The sequence below is a fragment of the Sorangium sp. So ce295 genome, from assembly GCF_051527405.1.
Lineage (GTDB): Bacteria > Myxococcota_A > Polyangia > Polyangiales > Polyangiaceae > Sorangium > Sorangium cellulosum_B.
In genome coordinates this window covers 8,035,155-8,055,305 of the sequence record NZ_CP150324.1, presented here as the reverse complement: position 1 = coordinate 8,055,305, position 20,151 = coordinate 8,035,155, and the positions used below count along the sequence as shown (strand labels likewise).

General features: G+C 70.5%; 11 protein-coding genes. 5 read left to right on the top strand and 6 right to left on the bottom strand.

The window, feature by feature from the left end; all coding sequences use genetic code 11:
- Positions 1–21 precede the first annotated feature (21 nt).
- The gene (locus WMF11_RS30385; protein WP_437973189.1) at positions 22–1,683 is read left to right on the top strand and encodes a hypothetical protein; all 1,662 of its coding nucleotides are present in this window, start codon (positions 22–24) and stop codon (positions 1,681–1,683) included.
- Between the two features lie 23 nt (positions 1,684–1,706).
- On the opposite strand, the gene WMF11_RS30380 is transcribed toward WMF11_RS30385, so the two are convergent.
- Positions 1,707–1,976 (bottom strand): hypothetical protein, encoded by a 270-nt coding sequence (locus WMF11_RS30380; protein WP_437542234.1) that lies wholly within the window; start codon positions 1,974–1,976, stop codon positions 1,707–1,709.
- A 519-nt stretch (positions 1,977–2,495) separates the two neighbouring features.
- Here WMF11_RS30380 and WMF11_RS30375 point away from each other — a divergent pair.
- The gene (locus WMF11_RS30375; RefSeq protein ID WP_437973188.1) at positions 2,496–3,050 is read left to right on the top strand and encodes an RBBP9/YdeN family alpha/beta hydrolase; all 555 of its coding nucleotides are present in this window, start codon (positions 2,496–2,498) and stop codon (positions 3,048–3,050) included.
- Between the two features lie 16 nt (positions 3,051–3,066).
- Here the strand turns inward: WMF11_RS30375 and WMF11_RS30370 are convergent, their stop codons facing one another.
- Genes WMF11_RS30370 through WMF11_RS30360 form a run of 3 tightly spaced genes read right to left on the bottom strand, consistent with a single transcriptional unit; the run spans position 3,067 to position 12,595 of the window.
- The gene (locus tag WMF11_RS30370) at positions 3,067–3,924 is read right to left on the bottom strand and encodes a hypothetical protein (RefSeq protein WP_437973187.1); all 858 of its coding nucleotides are present in this window, start codon (positions 3,922–3,924) and stop codon (positions 3,067–3,069) included.
- A 58-nt stretch (positions 3,925–3,982) separates the two neighbouring features.
- Positions 3,983–4,360, bottom strand: coding sequence for a hypothetical protein (locus WMF11_RS30365; RefSeq protein WP_437973186.1), 378 nt, complete (start codon positions 4,358–4,360; stop codon positions 3,983–3,985).
- A 42-nt stretch (positions 4,361–4,402) separates the two neighbouring features.
- Positions 4,403–12,595, bottom strand: a complete 8,193-nt coding sequence (locus WMF11_RS30360; protein ID WP_437973185.1) for a CARDB domain-containing protein — start codon at positions 12,593–12,595, stop codon at positions 4,403–4,405.
- Between the two features lie 232 nt (positions 12,596–12,827).
- Between WMF11_RS30360 and WMF11_RS30355 the strand changes: the two genes are divergently transcribed.
- Positions 12,828–13,655, top strand: coding sequence for an SDR family oxidoreductase (locus tag WMF11_RS30355; protein WP_437973184.1), 828 nt, complete (start codon positions 12,828–12,830; stop codon positions 13,653–13,655).
- A gap of 60 nt (positions 13,656–13,715) precedes the next feature.
- Positions 13,716–14,936, top strand: a complete 1,221-nt coding sequence (locus tag WMF11_RS30350) for a lanthionine synthetase C family protein (RefSeq protein WP_437973183.1) — start codon at positions 13,716–13,718, stop codon at positions 14,934–14,936.
- A gap of 11 nt (positions 14,937–14,947) precedes the next feature.
- On the opposite strand, the gene WMF11_RS30345 is transcribed toward WMF11_RS30350, so the two are convergent.
- Both WMF11_RS30345 and WMF11_RS30340 read right to left on the bottom strand, forming a co-directional pair.
- Positions 14,948–15,649 carry a DUF4336 domain-containing protein gene (locus WMF11_RS30345; RefSeq protein WP_437973182.1) on the bottom strand — a complete coding sequence of 234 codons (702 nt, stop codon included), beginning with the start codon at positions 15,647–15,649 and terminating at the stop codon, positions 14,948–14,950.
- A gap of 162 nt (positions 15,650–15,811) precedes the next feature.
- The gene (locus WMF11_RS30340) at positions 15,812–16,762 is read right to left on the bottom strand and encodes a hypothetical protein (protein ID WP_437973181.1); all 951 of its coding nucleotides are present in this window, start codon (positions 16,760–16,762) and stop codon (positions 15,812–15,814) included.
- A 350-nt stretch (positions 16,763–17,112) separates the two neighbouring features.
- Between WMF11_RS30340 and WMF11_RS30335 the strand changes: the two genes are divergently transcribed.
- On the top strand, positions 17,113–20,118 hold the full coding sequence (locus WMF11_RS30335) for a PEP/pyruvate-binding domain-containing protein (protein WP_437973180.1): 3,006 nt from the start codon (positions 17,113–17,115) through the stop codon (positions 20,116–20,118).
- Positions 20,119–20,151 lie beyond the last annotated feature (33 nt).

Genomic DNA, 20,151 nt, shown 5'->3' with positions numbered 1-20,151 from the left:
AGACGGTTAGCAGCTCTCCTGATGGCCCTCGGCCTCCTGCTCGGCAGCGCGGCGGTCGTGGTCGCGCACGCGCAGGCGCCAAAGGCGCAAAAAGCTCAGAAGAAGCCGAAGGCTCAGAAGGCGACCTCGCAGCCCAAGGCCCAATCGGTCGGCACGTCGCCGCCGTCCGGGGCCCCGCTCGCGCTCTTGCGCAGCAAGCTGCCCCCGGGCTCCGGGGTCTACTTCGTCTACTCCGTGAAGGCCCAGTCGAACGGCTTCGACAAGGCCTTCAGGTACGTAGGCTCGTCGTGGAACCTGCGCAATCGTCTGACGGATCCCAAACACCCGATCAACGATGTCAGCTCGCATGCTCCGGGTGTGCCCCTGCTCGAAAACGCCAAGGATCTCGTGGTGCTGATCTGGGAGCTCCGCTTCGCCGACTTCCCGAGCAACAGCGCGTGCATGTGCGTGCGCTACTGGGAGCAGCGCGCCATGGCCGCGACGAGCACGTGGCCGGGGAACGACGGCGTGCTCAACGAGCGGCTTCCGGTCTCGGAAGAGGAGGCGGCCAACATGGCGGCCGTGTGCAAGGACATCAAGCCCTCCCGGGTCCGCGTCATCCTCGGCGACAAGCTGGAGATCCTCGAGACCACCGAGGAATACAACGCTTTCCTCGCCCGGCAGCGGCAGAACAATCCGGAGACCGAGGCGGAGCGCGCGCAGCGCGAGCTGCGGAAGCCCGACAGACCAGGCCCGAACGACCTCCCCTCGAGCCGGAATCTGTGGGGACGGCACTGGGATCTGCGGCCGAGCCAGGACGTGCCGGCGCAGCTGCCAGCCGGCGGCCAGAACGCGATCCGCCGGGGCATCGACTACGGCCGCGAGCGCTATACGCTCAGGCGCGATCTGCCTCGCACGCTCGGCATCTACCACCTCACCGGCACGTTACCCAACGTCGGACAGCAGTACTATACGGGCTCTGCGTCCAACGTCTTCGACCGCCTCCTCCGCCAGACGCACGCCAAGGCCGACCACATCCTGAACCATCACGATGCGTCGGTCATGGTATGGCCCGTCAACCTGCCGAGCGCGTCGGATCCGGAGAAGATGTGCAGCTGCCTGCTCTGGGCCGAGCAGAAGATCATGGGGCTCATGGCAAACACGCCGAACAGCAGGGCGAGCATCGCGCCGAGCTGGCTCGACGCGAACAAGGGGTCGCTCAACTCGTACCGGGCCCTCTCGGAAGCGGCCGTCAATGAGCTCGAGCCCATCTGCCGCACCACGCTGGCCGGGACCACGCAGCAGGTCGAGGGCCGGCCGGTCCTGACCCCTGCCATGGGCAAGACCGTCTGGCCCGTCCCATCAGGCGTGTATCCCGCCTGCGTGCCCCAGGATGAAGGCCGGTGCGAGCTGGACGTGGAATGCTGCGAGAACGGGGTGGACGACGCGCCCTATACCGGCGCCTTCTCGTGGAGAGCCCGGTGCGTGAAAGACAAGAACACCAACATCGGCACCTGCCGGAAGCCGACGTGCGTGAAGGCGGGCGACGCGTGCAACTGGACAGCCGAGAGCTCGCAGCAACACTGGCTCGGAAAATCGTGCTGCCTGGATGGCGCCACGCAGGGCGGGGCGCGGCAAGGCCAGACGTCCTATCATTGCTACCCGACGAACAACCGCACGAAGGACGGCACCTGCGTCCAGTAGCGGCGTAGCCCTGCGAGGCGCGGTCAGCGCCGTCCGAGCGGCTTCACGACGAGCGCTCCGGTCTTGACATAGCGCTCGTACACGACACGCAGCTCCGCGTCGTTGAGCCCCTGCTCGTCGTCGATGATGTAGACCCCGCGCTGCGGGTCGCGGTGAACGTTCGCCTGGAACTCCTCCCAGCTCATGATCTCGTCCCCGTTCGGCGTGGACTCGTCAGACTCGGACGAAGAGGAGGGCTCCGTGCCGCCGCAACCGGCGAGCGCGAGCGCCACCACGGGCACGCAGAGAAACACAGACAGGGAGCTCCCGACGCGGCTCCTGGACAGACGTCTCGAAGACGATCCTTGATTCATTGAAACACCTTTCACGGTAAGGTCACACGTTGTTCGCAACCAAGAGGATCCTGCCGGCGGCGATTGGACATTCAGCGCCGACAGCATCTGGCATATTTACACAGGAATCGAGGGACATGGAAGTCCCATGCGGGAGTAGCAGGGCATTTTCATCGCCGCATCGCCGCATCGCCGCATCGCCGCATCGCCGCATCGTCGCGTTGCCACCAGCGGGGTGTGGTCTCGGCGGTGACTGCGCCTCGCGAGCCACGAGCGCGAGCCACGAGGATGAAGAGAGGCGCGCACGGCGTCTGCCACAGGTCGTGTAAATCGAATGAATCCGGCGCGCCTGGGCTACCTCGGCCCCGTCATGGCGCGCGTCGGAGGGGTCGACGTGGCTCCGGGGTCAGCGGAGGGTGACGACGTGATTTTCACCCGCTTCCTCTGTACCCTCTTCGTTCGCGGGGAGGTCTTGTCACGATGCTTTCGCTTCTCATCGTCCCTGGCTACAGCGGCTCCGGCCCTCGCCACTGGCAGACGCTCTGGGAGCAGAGGCTCTCCTTCGCGCGCCGCGTGGAGATGCCCGACTGGGATCACCCGGACCGACGCGCGTGGGTCGAGGCGCTCGACCGGGCGGTCGCCGCCAGCGCCGAGCCCCCGGTGCTGGTCGCGCACAGCTGCGGCGTGAGCACGGTCGTCCACTGGGCGGCGCCGGGCGCGCGACCCGTGCGCGCCGCGCTGCTCGTCGCGCCGGCCGACACCGAATCGCCGAGCTACCCGCGCGAGGCGTCGACGTTCCACCCGTTGCCCGGCGTCAGGCTGCCGTTCCCCTCGATGGTCGTCTCGAGCGCGAACGACCCGTACTGCACCCCGGAGCGAGCCGAGGCCTTCGCGCGCGCCTGGGGGAGCCGGCTCATCCATGCGGGGCCGTGTGGGCACATCAACGTCGACGCCGGCTTCGGGCCCTGGCCCGAGGGCGAGCGCCTCCTCGCGGCGCTGATAGGCGAGCCCGTCTCACGGGTGTTTCGCGCTTGAGTTGGCGAGCGCCGTCTCAGCGATTCTCGGCCTGGGCCGGGACTTCGAGGCGCAACGTCCATGCCTCGTACGCCGGCACGCCCAGCGCGGCGAGCGAGGGGAGGATCACGCGGTCGATCCGGTCGTAGAAGGCGCGCGCCGCGGCCGGGCGCGAGGGGATCCCGAGGTTCGGGCCGGCGGGCGGAGGCGCCTCGGGCAACGGCTCGCCGTCGGCGCGCGAGGCGCCGGCGTGGATGCGGTCGTAGTGCGCGAGCGAGAACGCCAGATCGGCGGCGAGCCAGTCGCGCTCGTCCTCGGTGAGGCGCGGAAAGACGAGGCGCGCGAGCGCCCAGCCGAAGCGGTCGTGGAGGATCTCGTCCCGGAGGAGGGTGCCCACGACCACCTGCAGACAAGGATCGGTGGTGTGCTGCTCGAGGACGTCGAGGATGCCGACGGACGCGGATTCTCCCACGCAGAACATCGATGCGGTCCACCGGGCAACGAAGAGATGGGCCGGGAGGCCGTCCCGCGGGAGCTGGAGATCCGAGGGGGCGAGCGTCGCTCCGTGGTTGCCGCCGAGGGCGTCCGCCGCGCGCGCACACAGCTCGGTGTGGCGAGCCTCGTCCTGGAGGAGGCGCGAGGCCGCGGTCGTGACCTCCAGGGGCAAGCGCATCTCGGCGAAGCGGGCGATGAGCTCGCCGAAGACGATCATCGAGCGGTATTCGGCGACCGCTCGCCCGGCCCACGCAAGGCGGGCGATCTCGACGTCGGCCGGCGGGAGCGCCGCCGGGTCGAGGCGGTCCCACGGGGGCGCGGGGTAATGGCGATCGAGGAAGCGGCGGTGGAGCGTCGCGAAGAGCCGCTCGGTCGTGCCGAGAGGGAACGCGGTGTTCATGAGGGGATGGGGCGCGGCCGCCGGCGAGCGAGGGGGGCGGCGGGGGATGCCGCTCGCGTCACGGCTTCGTGCGCGACGGCGTGTTGATGTGCACCGGCGACTTCGGCGGGAGCTGGGGTTGGCCGGGCGGAGGACGACCCACGGTCGCGGAGGACGACGCAGGGGGCGCCGTCGGCGGCGCAGGCGGGGGCGTGTTCACGTCCACGGGCGCGTCCGGCGGAGTGTCGCTCGGATTGGCCTGCGGAGCGTCCGGCGGGGTCGCGGAGGACGAGGACTCGGTGGGCGCCGCGGTCGGCGTCGGCGGGACGTGGTCGATGGGAGCCGGTTCGTTAATGGTGTGGTCGGGCGCGGAGCTCCCGCCGCAGCCGGTGACGAGCGCGGCAGCCGCCAGGAAATGGGCGCGAACACGGGCGAGGCGCTGCGGGTCGAGGGGCATGCGGCGAGACTAGCGGGGCGCGCGGGGGTTGGCGAGCGATGATCAGAAGCTGACGACGAGCTCGCCGCCGGCCGCGGCGTTGTTGCCCTCGAGGAGCTCGGGGACTTCGCCGTAGGCGTCCACGATGGCGCCGAGCGTATAGGTATCCGCTGGCGCGTAAGTGTCGGCAGGGACGACGAGGCTCTCGCACTGGCCTACGGCGAGGCTCGGCACCCAGGCGCCTCCGGGGAGGAAGTCGGCCGTCGTGATCGTCGCGTCGGCCGACAGCCGGACCTCCACCATGGTGCCGTAGCTCGCGGCCGTCCCCTGGTTGCAGACGGTGATCGAGACGTCGAAGAGGCTCCCCTGCGTGACGCTTGGCGGGCCGCTCACCGCCGAGACGACGAGATCGGGGCCGTAGCCGATGGCCATCAGCTCGCCGGCGGCGGCGTTGTTGGTCTCGATGAGCTCCTGGACTGGGCCGTTCAGGTCCACGATCGCGCCGAGGTGGTAGGCGCCGTCAGGAGCATAGGCGCCGGCGGCCACGGTGATGCTTTCACACTGGCCAGGGCTCAGCCCGGGGACCCAGCCGTTGCCGACAGGGATATCGGAGGGCGTGACCGTCCCGTCTGACGACAGAAACACATCGACGCTCGTGCCGCCGCTCGGGGTCGTGCCCTGGTTGCACACGGTGACGATGGCGTCGAGGCTGCTGCCCGGCGCGGCGGACGATGGGCCGCTCACGGACGCAATGAGATCCGGCTGGTAGCCGACGCCGAACACGCCGCTTGTGTTGGCGTTGTTGGTCTCGATGAGCTCCTGCGTCGAGCTGAAAGGGTCCACGACGGCGGCGAGGCGATAGGCGCCGTCGGGCACCGCCGAGTAGGCGGGGATGGTCACGACCGTGCACTGGCCAGGATCCAGGTACGGAACCGGCGCGCCCCCGGCGATCACACCCGCGCTGGCCGCCTGGTCGCTGGCCGCCAGGCGCAGCTCCACATCGGTGCCGTAGCTCGGCTGCGTGCCCTGGTTGCAGACGGTGACCTCGGCGTCGAAGCTGCTGCCCGGGAGGGCGCTGGGCGGGCCCTCCACCGCGGAGACGATGAGGTCCGGCCGATAGCCGACGCCGAGAACGCTGCCGGCCGTGGCGTTGTTGGTCTCGATGAGCTCGGGAGCCCAGCCGTACGGATCGACGATCGCGCCCAGGTGGTAGGTGCCGTCGGGCCCGTACGCGCTCGCCGTGAAGGTCACGGTGGCGCACTGGCCAGGATCCAGGTACGGCACCGGCCCGTTGCCAGCCAGGAAGTCGGCCGTCGTGACGGCCGCGTCCGAGGAGACGCGCAGCTCCACATCGGTGCCGTAGCTCGGCTGCGTGCCCTGGTTGCAGACGGTGACCTCAGCGTCGAAGCTATGGCCCGGGGCGACGCTCGGCGGCCCGCTCACGGCGGAGACGATGAGGTCCGCCCCGGAGCCGACGCCGATCACGCTGCCCGCCGCGGCGTTGTTGGTCTCGATGAGCTCCGTGAGCGACTCGCTCCGGTCCACGATCGCTCCCAGGCGGTGGGCGCCGTCGGGCCCATAGGCGCTCGCAAAGACGAGCAACGAGGTGCACTGTCCAGGGCTCAGGCCGGGCACAAAGCCGTTCCCGGCGTGGATGTCCGCGGGCGTGATCTCGTCGTCGCTCGAGAGGAGCAGCTCGATGTCGACGCCGTAGCTCGGCTGCGTGCCCTGGTTGCAGACGGTGACAGAGGCATCGAATCCGCTGCCTGGCGGGGCGCTCGGCGGACCGCTGACCGCCGAGACGACGAGGTCCGGCCCGAAGCCGACGCCGATGAGGGCGCCCGAGGTGGCGTTGTTGGACTCGATCAGCTCTTCCTGCCAGTCGTTCACATCGACGATCGCTCCGAGGTGGTAGGTGCCGTCGGGAGCATAGAGGACTGCGGCGACCGGCACCGCGGCGCACTGCCCGGGTGCCAGGAAGGGGACCGCGCCGCCGCCGGCGGGTATGTCGCCTGCCGTGATCGTGGCGTCGGCGGACAGGTAGAGAGCCACGTCGGTGCCGTAGCTCGGCTGCGTGCCCTGGTTGCAGACGGTGACGGACGCGTTGACGCCGCTGCCCGGCATGGCGCTGGGCGGGCCGCTCACCGCGGAGACGATGAGATCGGGCCAGTTGCCGACGCCGATCAGGTTGCTCGCGTCGGCGTTGTTCGTCTCGATGAGCTCGGGAACCCAGTTGTCCCGATCGACGATGGCGCCCAGGTGATAGGCGCCGTCAGGCACGTACGCGCTCGCCGGGAAGGTCACGGTGGCGCACTGGCCCGGATCCAGGTACGGCACCGGACCGTTGCCAGCAGGGGCGTCGGCCATCGTGAGGGCCGCGTCCGCGGAGAGGAGCAGGTCCACCTGGGTGCCGTAGCTCGGCTGGGTGCCCTGGTTGCAGACCGTGATCGACGCCTCGAAGCTTCCGCCAGGGATCACGCTCGGCGGCCCGCTCAACGCAGAAATAACGAGGTCTGGCTGGTAGCCGACGCCGATCACGCTGCCCGCCGCGGCGTTGTTGGTCTCGATGAGCTCGGCGACCGCGCCGTACGGGTCCACGATCGCGCCGAGGTGGTGCGCGCCGTCGGGCACATAGGCGCTCGCGGGGATCGTCGTGGAAAAACACTGCCCTGGGTTCAGGTAGGGCACATAGCCGCCGCCGATCGGGACATCGGCGGGCGTGAGCGCGCCGTCGGGTGAGAGCAAGAGGTTGAGCTCGGTGCCGGAGCTCGGCTCCGTGCCCTGGTTGCAGACGGTGACCGAGGCGTTGAAGAGGTTGCCCGGCGCGACGCTCGGAGGGCCGCTCACCGCCGAGACGATGAGGTCGGGGCCGTGGCCGATGGCGATCAGGTCGCCGGCGGTGGTGTTGTTGGTCTCGATCAGCTCCTGGACCGGGCCGTTCAGATCCACGATCGCGCCGAGATGATAGGCGCCGTCAGGAGCGTAGGCGCCGGCGGCCACGGTGACGCTCTCGCACTGGCCAGGGTTCAGCCCGGAAACATCGTCGTTGCCGACGTGGATATCGGAGGGCGTGACGGCCAGGTCTGACGACAGCAGTACATCGACGCTCGTGCTGCCGCTCGGGGTCGTGCCCTGGTTGCAGACCGTGACGATGGCGTTGAAGCCGCTGCCCGGCGCGGCGATCGATGGCCCGCTCACGACGGACGCGATGAGATCCGGCCGGCTGCCGACGCCGAACACGCTGCTCGCGTTGGTGTTGTTGGTCTCGATGAGCTCCTGCATCCAGCCGTAGGGGTCCACCACGGCGCCGAGGTGATAGGCGCCGTCGGGCGCCGCCAGGTAGGTGGGGATGATCACGACCGTGCACTGGCCACGATCCAGGTATGGCACCGGCGCGCTTCCGGCGTGGAAGCCGGTGCTGGCATCCTGGTCGCCGGCCGCAAGGCGCAGCTCCACCTCGCTACCGTAGCTCGGCAGCGTGCCCTGATTGCAGACGGTGACCTCGGCGTTGACGCTGCTGCCCGGGAGGGCGCTGGCCGGGCCCTCCACCGCGGCGACGATGAGGTCCGGGCCATAGCCGACGCCGAGCACGCTGCCCGCCGCGGCGTTGTTGGTCTCGATGAGCTCGGGAGTCCAGCCGTACGGATCGACGATCGCGCCGAGGTGATAGGCTCCCCAGGGCACGTACGACGCGCTCGCCGGGAAGGTCACCGTGGCGCACTGGCCCGGCGCGAGGAACGGCGCCGGCCCGTTGCCGGCCAGGAAGTCGGCCGTCGTGATGGTCGCATCCGAGGAGAGGCGGAGCTCCACGTCGCCGCCGTGGCCCGCCTGTGTGCCCTGGTTGCAGACAGTGACCTCGGCGTTGAAGCTATCATTCGGGGCGAGGCTCGGCGGCCCGCTCACGGCGGAGACGATGAAATCCGGCCCGAAGCCGACGCCGAGCACGCTGCCCGCCACAGCGTTGTTGCTCTCGATGAGCTCGTCGAGCGATTCGCTCGGGTCCACGATCGCCCCGAGGTGGTAGGCGCCGTCGGGCCCATAGGCGCTCGCGGGAACGAGCACGGAGGTGCACTGTCCAGGGCTCAGGCCGGGTACATAGCCGCTCCCCGCGTGGATGTCCGCGGGCGAGATCGCGTCGTCGCTCGACAGGAAGAGCTCGAGGTCGACCCCGTAGCTCGGGGACGTGCCCTGGTTGCAGACGGTGACGGAGGCGTCGAATCCGCTGCCCGGCGGGGCGCTGGGCGGTCCGCTGACGGCCGAGACGACGAGGTCGGGCCGGAAGCCCACGCCGATGAGGCCGCCCGAGGCGGCGTTGTTGGACTCGATCAGCTCTTCCTGCCAGTCGTTCACATCGACGACCGCTCCGAGGTGATACGCGCCATCGGGGACATAGGCGCTCGCGAAGACGAGCACGGAGGCGCACTGCCCGGGCGCCAGGAAGGGGACGGCGCCGCCGCCTGCGGGTGTGTCGTCTTCCGTGATCGCGGCGTCGGCGGACAGGTAGAGAGCCACGTCGGTGCCGTAGCTCGGCTGCGTGCCCTGGTTGCAGACGGTGACGGACGCGTTGACGCCGCTGCCCGGCATGGCGCTGGGCGGGCCGCTCACCGCGGAGACGATGAGGTCGGGCCCGTTACCGACGCCGATCACGGCGCTCACCTCGGCGTTGTTCGTCTCGATGAGCTCGGGAACCCAGTTGTCCCGATCGACGATCGCGCCCAGGTGGTATGCGCCGTCGGGCACGTACGCGCTCGCCGGGAAGGTCACGGTGGCGCACTGGCCCGGATCCAGGTACGGCACCGGACCGTTGCCAGCAGGGGAGTCGGCCATCGTGAGGGTCGCGTCGGCGGAGAGCAGCAGCTCCACCTGGGTGCCGTAGCTCGTCTGGGTGCCCTGGTTGCAGACCGTGACCGACGCGTCGAAGCTTCCGCCAGGGATGATGCTCGGCGGCCCGCTCACGGCGGAGACGACGAGATCCGGCGCGTGGCCGACGCCGATCACGCTGCCCGCCGCGGCGTTGTTGGTCTCGATGAGCTCGGCGAGCGCGCCGCTCGGGTCCACGATCGCGCCGAGGTGGTAGGCACCCTCGGGCACATAGGCGCTCGCGGGCACGACGACGGAGGCGCATTGCCCGGGGTTCAGCCCGGGGACATAGCCGTTCCCGGCGTGCATGTCCGAGGGCGTGATCGCCCCGTCGCTCGACAGCAGCAGCTCGACGTCGGCGCCGTAGCTCTGGGTCGTGCCCTGATTGCAGACGGTGACGGCGGCGTTGAAGCTGCTGCCGGGCGTCACGCTCGACGGCCCGCTCACGGCCGAGACGACGAGGTCGGGCCAGGTGCCGACGCCGATCAGATCGCCCGGCGTCGCGTTGTTGGCCTCGATCAGCTCGGGCTGCCCGCCGTACGGATCGACGATCCCGCCGAGGTGATAGGCGCCGTCGGCCACGTAGACGCTGGCGGGGATTGTCACGGCCGCGCACTGGCCGGGATCCAGGGTAGGCGTCGGCGCGCCGCCCGCGAACGCATCGGCCTCCGTGACCGTGGCGTCGGCGGACAGGCGCAGCTCCACCATGCTGGAGCCCGGGGTCGTGCCCTGGTTGCAGACGGTGATCTCTGCGTCGAAGCCGCTGCCCGGCAGGACGCTGGGCGGACCGCTCACGGAAGCGACGGTGAAGTCAGGCCCGTAGCCGACGCCGATCAGCGCGCCTGAGCCTGCGTTGTTCGTCTCGATGAGCTCGGGGACGCCGCCCTGCGGGTCGACGATCGCGCCGAGGTGGTAGGCGCCCTCGGGCACATAGGCGCTCGCCGGGAACGTCACGGTGGCGCACTGGCCGGGATCCAGGTACGGCACAGGACCGCCGCCGGCGAGGGCGTCGGCGGTCGTGAGCGTCGCATCCGCGGAGACGCGCAGCTCCACGTGGGTGCCGTAGCTCGTCTGCGTGCCCTGGTTGCAGACGGTGACCGACGCGTCGAAGCCGCCGCCGGGGAACACGCTCGGCGGTCCGCTCACGGCGGAGACGATGAGGTCGGGGCCATGGCCGACGCCGATCAGGCTGCCCGCCGCCGCGTTGTTGGTCTCGATGAGCTCGAGCAGCGAGCCGCCCGGGTCCACGACGGCGCCGAGGTGATAGGCGCCGTCGGGCACGTAGGCGTTCGCGGGCACGGCGACGGAGGCGCACTGCCCGGGGCTCAGACCGGGCACATAGCCGCCCCCGGCGGGCGCGTCGAACGGCGTGATCGCCTGATCGGACGAGAGCACCACGGCGACGTCGCTGCCGTAGCTCTGCGTCGTGCCCTGGTTGCAGACGGTGACCGAGGCGCTGAATCCGCTGCCGGGCACGAGGGTCGGCGGCCCGCTCACGGCGGAGACGATGAGATCCGGCCGATAGCCCACGCCGAGCAGCCCGCCCGACGCGGCGTTGTTGGCCTCGTTCAGCTCTTCTTGCGCGTCGTACAGATCGACGATCGCGCCGAGGTGATAGACGCCGTCTGGCACGTAAGCGCTCGCAGGGATGGTCACGGCGGCGCATTGCCCCGGTTCCAGGTACGGCGCCTGGGCGCCGCCGGCGGGCGGGTCGGCCCACGTGATGTTGTCGTCGGCTGACAGGCGCAGCTCCAGCGCGGCGCTGTAGCTCGGGGTCGTGCCCTGGTTACAGACGGTGACGGTGGCGCCGAAGCCGCTGCCCGGAAGGGCGCTCGGCGGGGCGCTCACCGAGGAGATGATGAGATCCGGCCGATAGCCGATGCCGACCACGGCGCCAGCTGCGGCGTTGTTGTTCTCGATGAGCTCGGGAACGCTGCCGTACCGATCGACGATCGCGCCCAGGTGGTAGGCGCCGTCAGGCGCGTAAGCGCCCGCGTGGAGCGTCCGCGTGGTGCACTGCCCCGGATCGAGGTACGGCACCGCATCGCCGCCGATGGGCACGTCGGCCGCTGTGATGATCGCGTCCGAGGAGAGGTACAGCTCCACGTTGCTGCCATAACTCGCCTGCGTGCCCTGGTTGCAGACGGTGACCGAGGCGTCGAGGGAGCCGCCAGACATCGCGCTCGGCGGCCCGCTCACCGAGGACACGATGAGGTCCGGCTGGTAGCCGACGCCGATCGAGCCGCCCGCCGCGGCGTTGTTCGTCTCGATGAGCTCGGGGGTCCAATTGGGGACGTTCACGATCGCGCCGAGCGTGTACGCGCCGTCGGGCACGTACGTGTTCGCGGGGATCGTCGCGGAGAAGCACTGTCCGGGGCCCAGGCTGGGCACATCGCCGGCTCCGATCGGGAAATCGGCGGGCGTGATCTCGCCATCGGGCGAGAGCAGGAGGTCGACCTCGGTGCCGTAGCTCGACTGCGTACCCTGGTTGCAGACGGTGACCGAGGCGTCGAACCAGGCGCCGGGCACCTGGCTCGGCGGCCCGCTCACCGCCGAGACGACGAGGTCCGGCCGATTGCCGACGCCGAGCAGCCCGCCCGCAAGCGCGTTGTTGGACGTGATGAGCTCCGCGTACCAGCCGTTCTCGTGCGCGATCGCGCCGAGGTGATAGGCGCCTTCGGGGACACTGGCGCTGACGGGCACGGTCACCGACTCGCACTGGCCAGGATCCAGCCATGGAACCGGGGTGCCGCCGCCAAGGAGGTGATCCGACGGCTCGATCGCGGCGTCCGGCGAGAGGAGCACATCCACGAGCGCGCCCTGGCTCGGCGTCGTGCCCTGGTTGCACACCGTGGCCTGGACCTCGAAGCCGCCACCGGGGAGCGCGCTCGGCGGGCCGCTCACGGCCGACACGATGAGATCCGGGGCGAAGCCGACGCCGATCTCGCCTGCCACGGCCGTGTTGTTGGTCTCCGACAGCTCGATCTCCTGCTCGAACGAGTCCACCACGACGCCGAGCGTGTACGCGCCATCGGGCACGGCCGCGGCGGTCTGGACGCCGAGCTCGACGCATTGCCCCGCGTCGAGATACCCCAGCGGCGCATAGCCGGTGATGGGATCCGACGGTGTGATGATGTCGTCGTCCGACAGGCTCACCTCGACCTGGGTGCCGTAGCTCGCCGAGTTGCCCTGGTTGCACACAGTGACCCACGTCGTGAAATAGCCGCCCGGCAGGACGCTGGGCGGCGCGCTCGCGCTCGAGATCACGAGGTCCGGTTCGTTGCCCGTGAGCGCCCCGGTCGCGGCCCCGATCGGCTCGGGATCGTCAGGGGGTCCGCTGCTCCCGCACCCCACGGTCATCGCCAGCATGCCGAACACGAAGCACGCCCGTCGCACCCGAGATACTCTTAGGCTGAGCATAGAGAATCAGGAGAAGCTGGGGGCGCGTCCACGTCAAGGGGGTCGCAGATTCTTGCCGGAGTTTCGCGGGATAGGGACGTTGCGCCGTCGCGAGGCGGGGGGCTCCTCCGCTTCCGTGACGTCCTCGGTGACGTCCTCCGTGACGTCTTCCGTGGCGTGCGCGCGCGGTGGCCTTGCGCTCACCGCTGGAACTTGAGACAGGAGCTCCATGAACGGGAAGGTCTGCATCGTCACCGGCGGCAACACGGGCATTGGCAAGGAGACGGCCCGCGGCCTCGCTCAGCGCGGCGCGAAGGTGGTGCTGGCGTGCCGCGACACGGGCAGAGGGGAGGCGGCGCGCGACGACATCGCGCGCTCCACCGGCCGCGAGGACGTAGCGGTGATCGCGCTGGATCTCGGGAGCAAGGCGAGCATCCGCGCCTTCGGCGAGCGGTTCCGCGCGGCGCACGAGCGCCTGGACGTCCTGGTGAACAACGCCGGGGTGTGGCGGAGCGCGCGCGGCACGACCGAGGACGGGATCGAGGCGACGTTCGGGGTGAACCACGTGGGGACGTGGCTGCTCACGCAGGACCTCCTCCCGCTCCTGAAGAAGAGCGCGCCGTCGCGGGTCGTGGTCCTGTCCTCGAAGCTGCACTACCGCGGCCGGATGGACTGGGAGGACCTGCAGTTCGAGCGGCGCAAGTACGGCACGACCGCGGCGTACAGCCAGTCGAAGCTCGCGAACGTGCTCTTCACCAAGGCGCTGGCCCGGCGGCTCGAGGGCACCGGCGTCACGGTCAACGCCGTCCATCCGGGCGTGGTCGGCACTGACCTGATGCGCGATTATCCAAAGCTCCTGATGAAGCTCTCCAGCCTGTTCCTGCTCACGGCCGAGCAAGGGGCCGAGTGCTCGCTGCACGTGGCCACGGCGCCGGAGCTGGCCGGGGTGACGGGGGAGTACTTCGAGAAGAGCCGCATCAAGCCGGCCGCCGAGGCGGCGCTCGACGAGGCCGCGCAGGAGCGGCTCTGGGCGCTGACCGAGGCGCTGGCGGCGTAGCGCTGCGGCGGCCCGCCCGCCCGAGGTGGGCGGCGCGGGCAGAGCAGGCTAAGGCACCGCATGCTGCACGAACCCGAACGCCACGAGGCATTGACGTCGGTCGCGTGGGACGAGGACATCGCGCGCGACGCCATCAAGGGCATCGTCCGCGACACCGAGGGGCGCTTCTCGGAAGACGCGTACTGGCCGCTGCACCCGAAGGACCTCGAGCCCGGCGACGACCCGGGCCAGCCGGCGCTGCCGCTCTACCACGGCGCTGCAGGCGTCCTCTGGGCGCTGCGCTACCTGCACGGGGTGGGGGCGGCGCCGGGCGCGCGGCGCTCCACGGAGCAGCTCGACGCGCTCTCGCTGCGCAACCGCGCCTGGCTGGCCTCGATGCCGGGCGACGAACGCGCCGCGTTCTTGATGGGGGACACGCCCATCCTCCTGATGGCGCAGGGCGAGCGGCCCACCGAGGAGCGAGCCGACCGGCTCGCGGCGCTCATCGAGAGCAACCTCGACCACCCGGCGCGCGAGCTGATGTGGGGGGCGCCCGGCACCCTGCTGGCGGCGTCGTTCCTGCATGAGCGCTTCGGCCACCCGCGCTGGGCCGATCTCTTCCGCCGCACTGCCGAGCGCCTCTGGTCGCAGCTCCAGTGGTCGGAGGAGCACGGTTGTCATTACTGGGCGCAGGACCTCTATGGCCAGCGGAGCACCTATCTCGACGCGGTCCACGGGTTTGTCGCGACCGCGCGCGCCCTCCTCCGCGGCCGGCACCTGCTGGACGCCCGCGCGTGGACGGCCTGGGAGCAGGTCATCGTCACGACGATCGAGCGGACAGCCATGCGAGAGGGCAGCATGGCCAGCTGGCCAGCGCAGCTGCCGCTGCAAGGCGATGCCTCGTACCCCCGGCTGATGCAGTTCTGCCATGGCGCGCCCGGCTTCGTCATCTGCCTTTCCGAGCTCCCCGGCCCCGCGCTCGACGAGCTCCTCCGGGCCGCGGGCGAGGCGACCTGGGCGGCCGGGCCCCTTTGCAAAGGCTCGAACCTTTGCCATGGAACGGGCGGAAACGGCTACGCCTTTCTCAAGCTCCACGAGCGCACGGGCGACGCGCTCTGGCTGGATCGCGCGCGCGCCTTCGCGATGCACGGCATCCGGCAGACGCAGGAGGACGCGCGCCGGTACGGACAGCTGCGCTACTCGCTCTGGACGGGCGATCCGGGGTTCGCGATCTATCTCTGGGACTGCATTCGCGCCAGGCCGGCTTTCCCGACGCTCGATGTCTTCTATCCGCCCGCGTAGCGAGGCCCTGCTTACACCTCCACGCCCTCCAGTCGCCAGGCTTGTGCGAGGTGGTCGCGCCAGCCTTCTTCGATGACCTCGGCATGCCCCACGATGAGGCGCTGGGCCGGTCGCTCCAGCATGGCGCGGATGGAGCGCGCGGCCGCGGTCTTGTCCGGGATCTTCTTTCTGGCGTCGGGCGGCACGCGCACCCGCTCGTAGAAGCCGGTAATGCGCGCGGCATAACGCAGCGTCCAGTGGTCCTTGGCGCAGGCGCAAAGGACAATGTCTGCGCCCAGCAGGGTTTGCGTCGGCCGATGGTAGAGCACCGTCTCGTCCCAGAACGGCACGCCCCCGAGCGGCAAGGCCTCGAGCTCGGGAACCTGCTCGCCGAACTGGCCGTCGTGGATATCCACGTGGAGTTTCAACGCGTTGTTCCTGCTCAGCGCCGACGCCGGTCCCACCACCTTGGCCTCGGGGAAACGGGCCGCCGCCGCGGGGGTCCCGAGATGATGCCAGCAGTTGGGTACCACCAGCCAGCGCACCGGGCCCAGGGCTCGCAGCTGCTCTGCCAGCGCATCGGTGGGAGGGGCTGGCGTGTGCAGGAGCAAACTGCCGTCGTCGAGGCGTACGACGGTGGTGCGGGCGCGCATCCGTACCCCGCTGAACCACACCGGGCGGTCCAGGGTCCAGAGCTTGGCATCGATTACGGCGGTGAGAGCGCTATCAGACATGCGGGGGACCTCCTCCGAGCGGCCAAGCTCTTCAAGGGGCCAGGAAATCCAAGCGCGATCCGAAAGTCAATCTCCTTTTTGCGCGCTTGTGCCTTTGCGCCTTTGCGCCTTTGCGTTGAACTCTCTCTCCGGATCCATGGCCAGGACCCCCGGCGGGCGGAGTTACGGGCAGCTCGGCCGCCACGCGTCGTCGGCGAAGTACCTGGCGATGAGGTCGTGGAGCGGGCGATCGTAGTCGCGCAGCTCGGCCCGCGTGTCGATCTCGTTGTGGATCCCGTTCGTGGGGATCGCCTCGGTGTTGGCGTCGAACCAGGACTGGACCCCCTCGGCCCAGTATTCGTCCTTGTTCGTCGCCGCGTAGGTGTTCTCCCATTTCCCCGCCCGGAGCGCGGTATCGAAGACGTCCTCGAGCTCCCCGTTGAACGCCGGCTCGACGAACGCGATGCCCATGATCGCGATGGCGTGCGAGAACTCGTGCACAAGGATGTCCTCGCCGAGATACGGATCGCTCGCATAACACAGGACGTTCTCCTCGGCGCAGGAGCTCGCGGGCCGGGCGGGGGTCGCGCCGAGGCCGCGGGCCCGCGTGTCCCAGTCCGTCCCCGGGAACGCCTCGTACAGATCGCTGTGCTCGGGGATGTCGGTTGTCACCTCCGTCTCCGCCATCACGGCGACGCGCGTGTGGTTCTCGATCATCGCCTGACGCACGTCGTCGCGGTGGCCGAGCATGCGGACGACCACCGAGCAGGTGCGCAGCAGCGCCGCGTCAGGCACCTTCTCGGAGCTGATGACGGGAATCCCCGCGGCGTCGACGTACTTCTTGTAGAAAGGGTCGAACCCCAGCTCGGGCGGCGCCTCCGAGACGCTCCCGCACCCGCCATCGGGCTCTCCTCCTCCTCCTCCGCTGCCGCCGCCGCCGCCGCCGCTGCCGTCGCCCGCCCCGGCGCCCGTCGCGGCGCTGGAGGTCGCGCCCTCGGCCGCGCTCGAGCTGGCCTCGGCGGCGCCGCCGGAGCCGCCGCTGCCGGCTGGACCCGCGCCACCGCCGCCTGCGCCGCCGTCGTCGGCCGGCGACTCGGAACAGGCGGCCAGGGCGCAGGTGAGGAGAGCGATCAATGCAACTCGTCCATGCACGCTTTCACGCATGCGCGCGAGGCTACAAGAGCTGAAGCCAGCATCCAAGTCGCGCGCCGGCCGAATGGGCAGTTGACCGCATCCGCCGGCGCGGCCCCCTGGCGGTGACGGCGCAGGCGCTGGCACAGCCCGGCGCACGGCGAGCCACGCGTGCGGCCGAAGGACTGGATTCCACGAGCTTTTTGCGCCGCGCCAGGCGCCGGTGGGCGCGGCACGCCGCGTGCTGGCGGAGCGGGCATGACGGTGCAGGAACGACGGGAGCACGCATGATGGAGCGCTCACCCAGCGATCGCGTTCACCCTTTGTCCCAGCCGCGCGTGGGTGCGGCCCTCTTGTCGCTCGCCCTCGGCGTCGGCTGCTCGGGTGAGACCCAGCTCCCGACGGAGGAGCACCCACCGAAGCCGACGGTGTGCGACTTCGAGCTTCCCGCGGCCGCCTCGCCCGCGCTGAGCGGCGATCTTCGGATCAACGAGGTGATGACCGGCAACGACGGCGCCTGGGTCGACGAGGTCGGCGAGACGGACGATTTCATCGAGCTGATGAACATCGGCCAGCGCCCGCTCGATCTCGGGGAGTACGCGCTGAGCGACAAGTCCGGCAAGGCGACACGGCTGCCGAAGCTGACGCTCGGGCCGGGGCGAACGGCGCTGTTCTGGGCCGACGACACGCCGGAGCAGGGCCCGCTGCACCTGCCGTTCAAGCTCTCGAACTCGGGCGCGCGCGTGGCGCTGTGGTCGTCGTCGTGCCAGCTCGCCGACCTCGTGAATGTGCCGGAGCTGCCGCGGTCCGAGAGCTACGCGCGCTTGCCTGACGGCACGGGCGAGCCGTCGATCTGCCGCTATGCCACGCCCGAGCGAGCGAACGGCGAGACCTGCGGTCCGCCGGATCCGCCGAACCTCGACGACAGCATCCGCTTCGCGCCTTTCCAGTGGCCCGAGCCGTTCCCGGCCATCGCCGGGCCGCTGGTCATCTCCGAGCTCTCGCTGCGGCCCGCGGGGTTCGTCGAGGTGCTGAACGCGAGCGGCGCGCCCGTCGCGCTCGACGGCTTCGCGCTGCGCCTCGCGGCGCTCTCTCCGGGGCAAGCGCCGCCCGGCGCCGACGCGGGCGTGCTGCTCGCGTGGCCCGAGCCGTCCGTCACGCTCGCGCCCGGCGAGCGGGTGAGCGTCCCGGTGGGCGCGAGCGACACGGCCGAGATCGAGGCCTCGCCCGAGTTCGAGGGCGTGGCGACGCTGTGGCGCGAGGACAGCCCGGAGCCGAGCGATCGCATCGACTTCATGGCCTGGCCCGAGGGCGCGTCGCTGGCCCGCGTGCCCGACGCCACCGGGGCGCCGCGCTTCTGCGGGGCGGCGAGCCCCGGCGCCGCGAACGACGGCTGCGCCGAGCTCCCGGGGCGTGAGCTCGCGAGCGGGCGCGCGCACCGGCTGGAGACGGCCGCGGACTTCGCCGAGCTGGCCGAGGGCGGCACCGCGGTCGGTGAGCTCGGCGTCAAGTTCGTCGTCGACATGGCCGCGAACGACACGGTGCACCTCCTGAGCACGCGAAAGTGGGCGCTCCACTACACCTTTGTCCGCGAGCAGATCCGGAAGGAGCCCCACCTCGATCGCTGCGATCCCGAGCAAGCCGCGGAGTTCAACGTCGGCTGGGGGTTGTTCAGCCAGACCGAGTACTTCCGGTCCGAGGGCCGTCGCTACCTCCTCGGCACGCTTGTCGAGCACACCAACGGAGCCAAGACCGTCGAGTTCTCGCCCGGCGACCAGATCGTCGGCGAGCAGATGCGGCGCGCGTTCTTCGCGGCGATGAAGGCGGTGCCCGACCCGGAGGCGTGGGCGATACGGCCCACCGAGGGGCGCCAGATCATCGAGCTGCGGAAGATCGAGGGGACGGCGCCCATCGTGGGGCCGAACGCGCCGTACAAGGGGCTCACGTACCAGTCGCTCAACCCGGCCGAGGGCTTTGGCACGCTGACGTTCGTCCCGGCGCGCGATCTGGAGACGGCCGAGCTCGGGCCGAACGTGATCGTGGTGACCGACGACGTGCCGAACGAGACCGCGTTCATGGGCGGCCTCATCACCGAGGCCTTCCAGACGCCGCTGGCGCACGTGAACGTGCTGGCGCGCGGCCGGGGCACGCCCAACATGGCCCTGCGCGGCGCGCGCGACGACGCGCGCCTGAAGGCCCTGTTCGGCAAGCTGGTGCGGCTCGAGGTGCGCGCGTCGGACTTCGACATCCGCGAGGCCACCGCGCAGGAGGCGGACGCTTACTGGGAGAAGCGCAAGCCGACCGGCGAGCGGCTCTCGCCGGCGCTCGACCTCTCCGTGCGCGGGGTCGTGCCGCTCGACGCCGCGGGTTACGCCATGGGCGACAGCATCGGCTCCAAGGCGGCAGGCATGGCCGAGCTGTACCGCGTGAGCGGCGTGGGGCAGTATTGCCCGCTCGACCTCTTGCCGCTTTACGTGCCGCCCGCCGCGTTCGCGATCCCGTTCTCGCACTACATGGATCATTTCGAGGCGAGCGGCGCGGCGGAGCTCCTGGCCGAGCTCGAGCAGGATCCCGAGTTCCGCGCCGATCCGCACGCGCACGCCGAGGGCCTGGCCGAGGTGCGGGCGCGGATGCTGGCGCACCCGGTGGACCGCGCGATCTTGAGCGAGGTCACGGGCGCTGTCGAGCAGCGCTTCGGCGGCGACCGCGTGCGGCTGCGCAGCAGCAGCAACACCGAGGATCTCGCGACCTTCAACGGCGCGGGCCTGCACACGTCGACGAGCGGCGAGCTGGACGCCGCGTCGAGCTCCATCGAGGACGCGCTGCGCACCGTCTGGGCGAGCCTGTGGAACACGCGCGCTTACGATGAGCGCGAGTTCGGCCACGTCGAGCAGGCGCGCGCGGCCATGGCCGTGCTCGTGCATCAGGCCTGGCAATCGGAGCGCGCGCAGGGCGTGGCGATCAGCCGCAACGCGCTCGACGCCACCCGCGACAGCCAGTACTACATCAACGCGCAGATCGGGGAGGCCTCGGTCACCAACCCCGCGCCCGGCGTGACAAGCGACGAGATCGTGTACACGCCGCCGCCTCGCACGATCAAGGCGGAGTACCTCACGCGCTCGAGCCTGTCGCGCGGGCGCGACGTGCTGTCGTTCCCGGAGATCCAGCGGCTCGGGTGCGTGCTCGAGTCCGTCCACGCTCATTACCGGCCGCTGGTGGACCCGAAGGGGGAGAACCGGCTGTACGCGATGCAGATCGAATGGAAGCTGATCGGCCCGGAGCGCCGGCTGCTGGTCAAGCAGGCGCGGCCCTACAGCTTCGGCACGCTGGAGGCGCCCGGCGACTGCCGCGAATACTAGAGCGACGGTCACCCGCTTCGGATACGGGCCCAC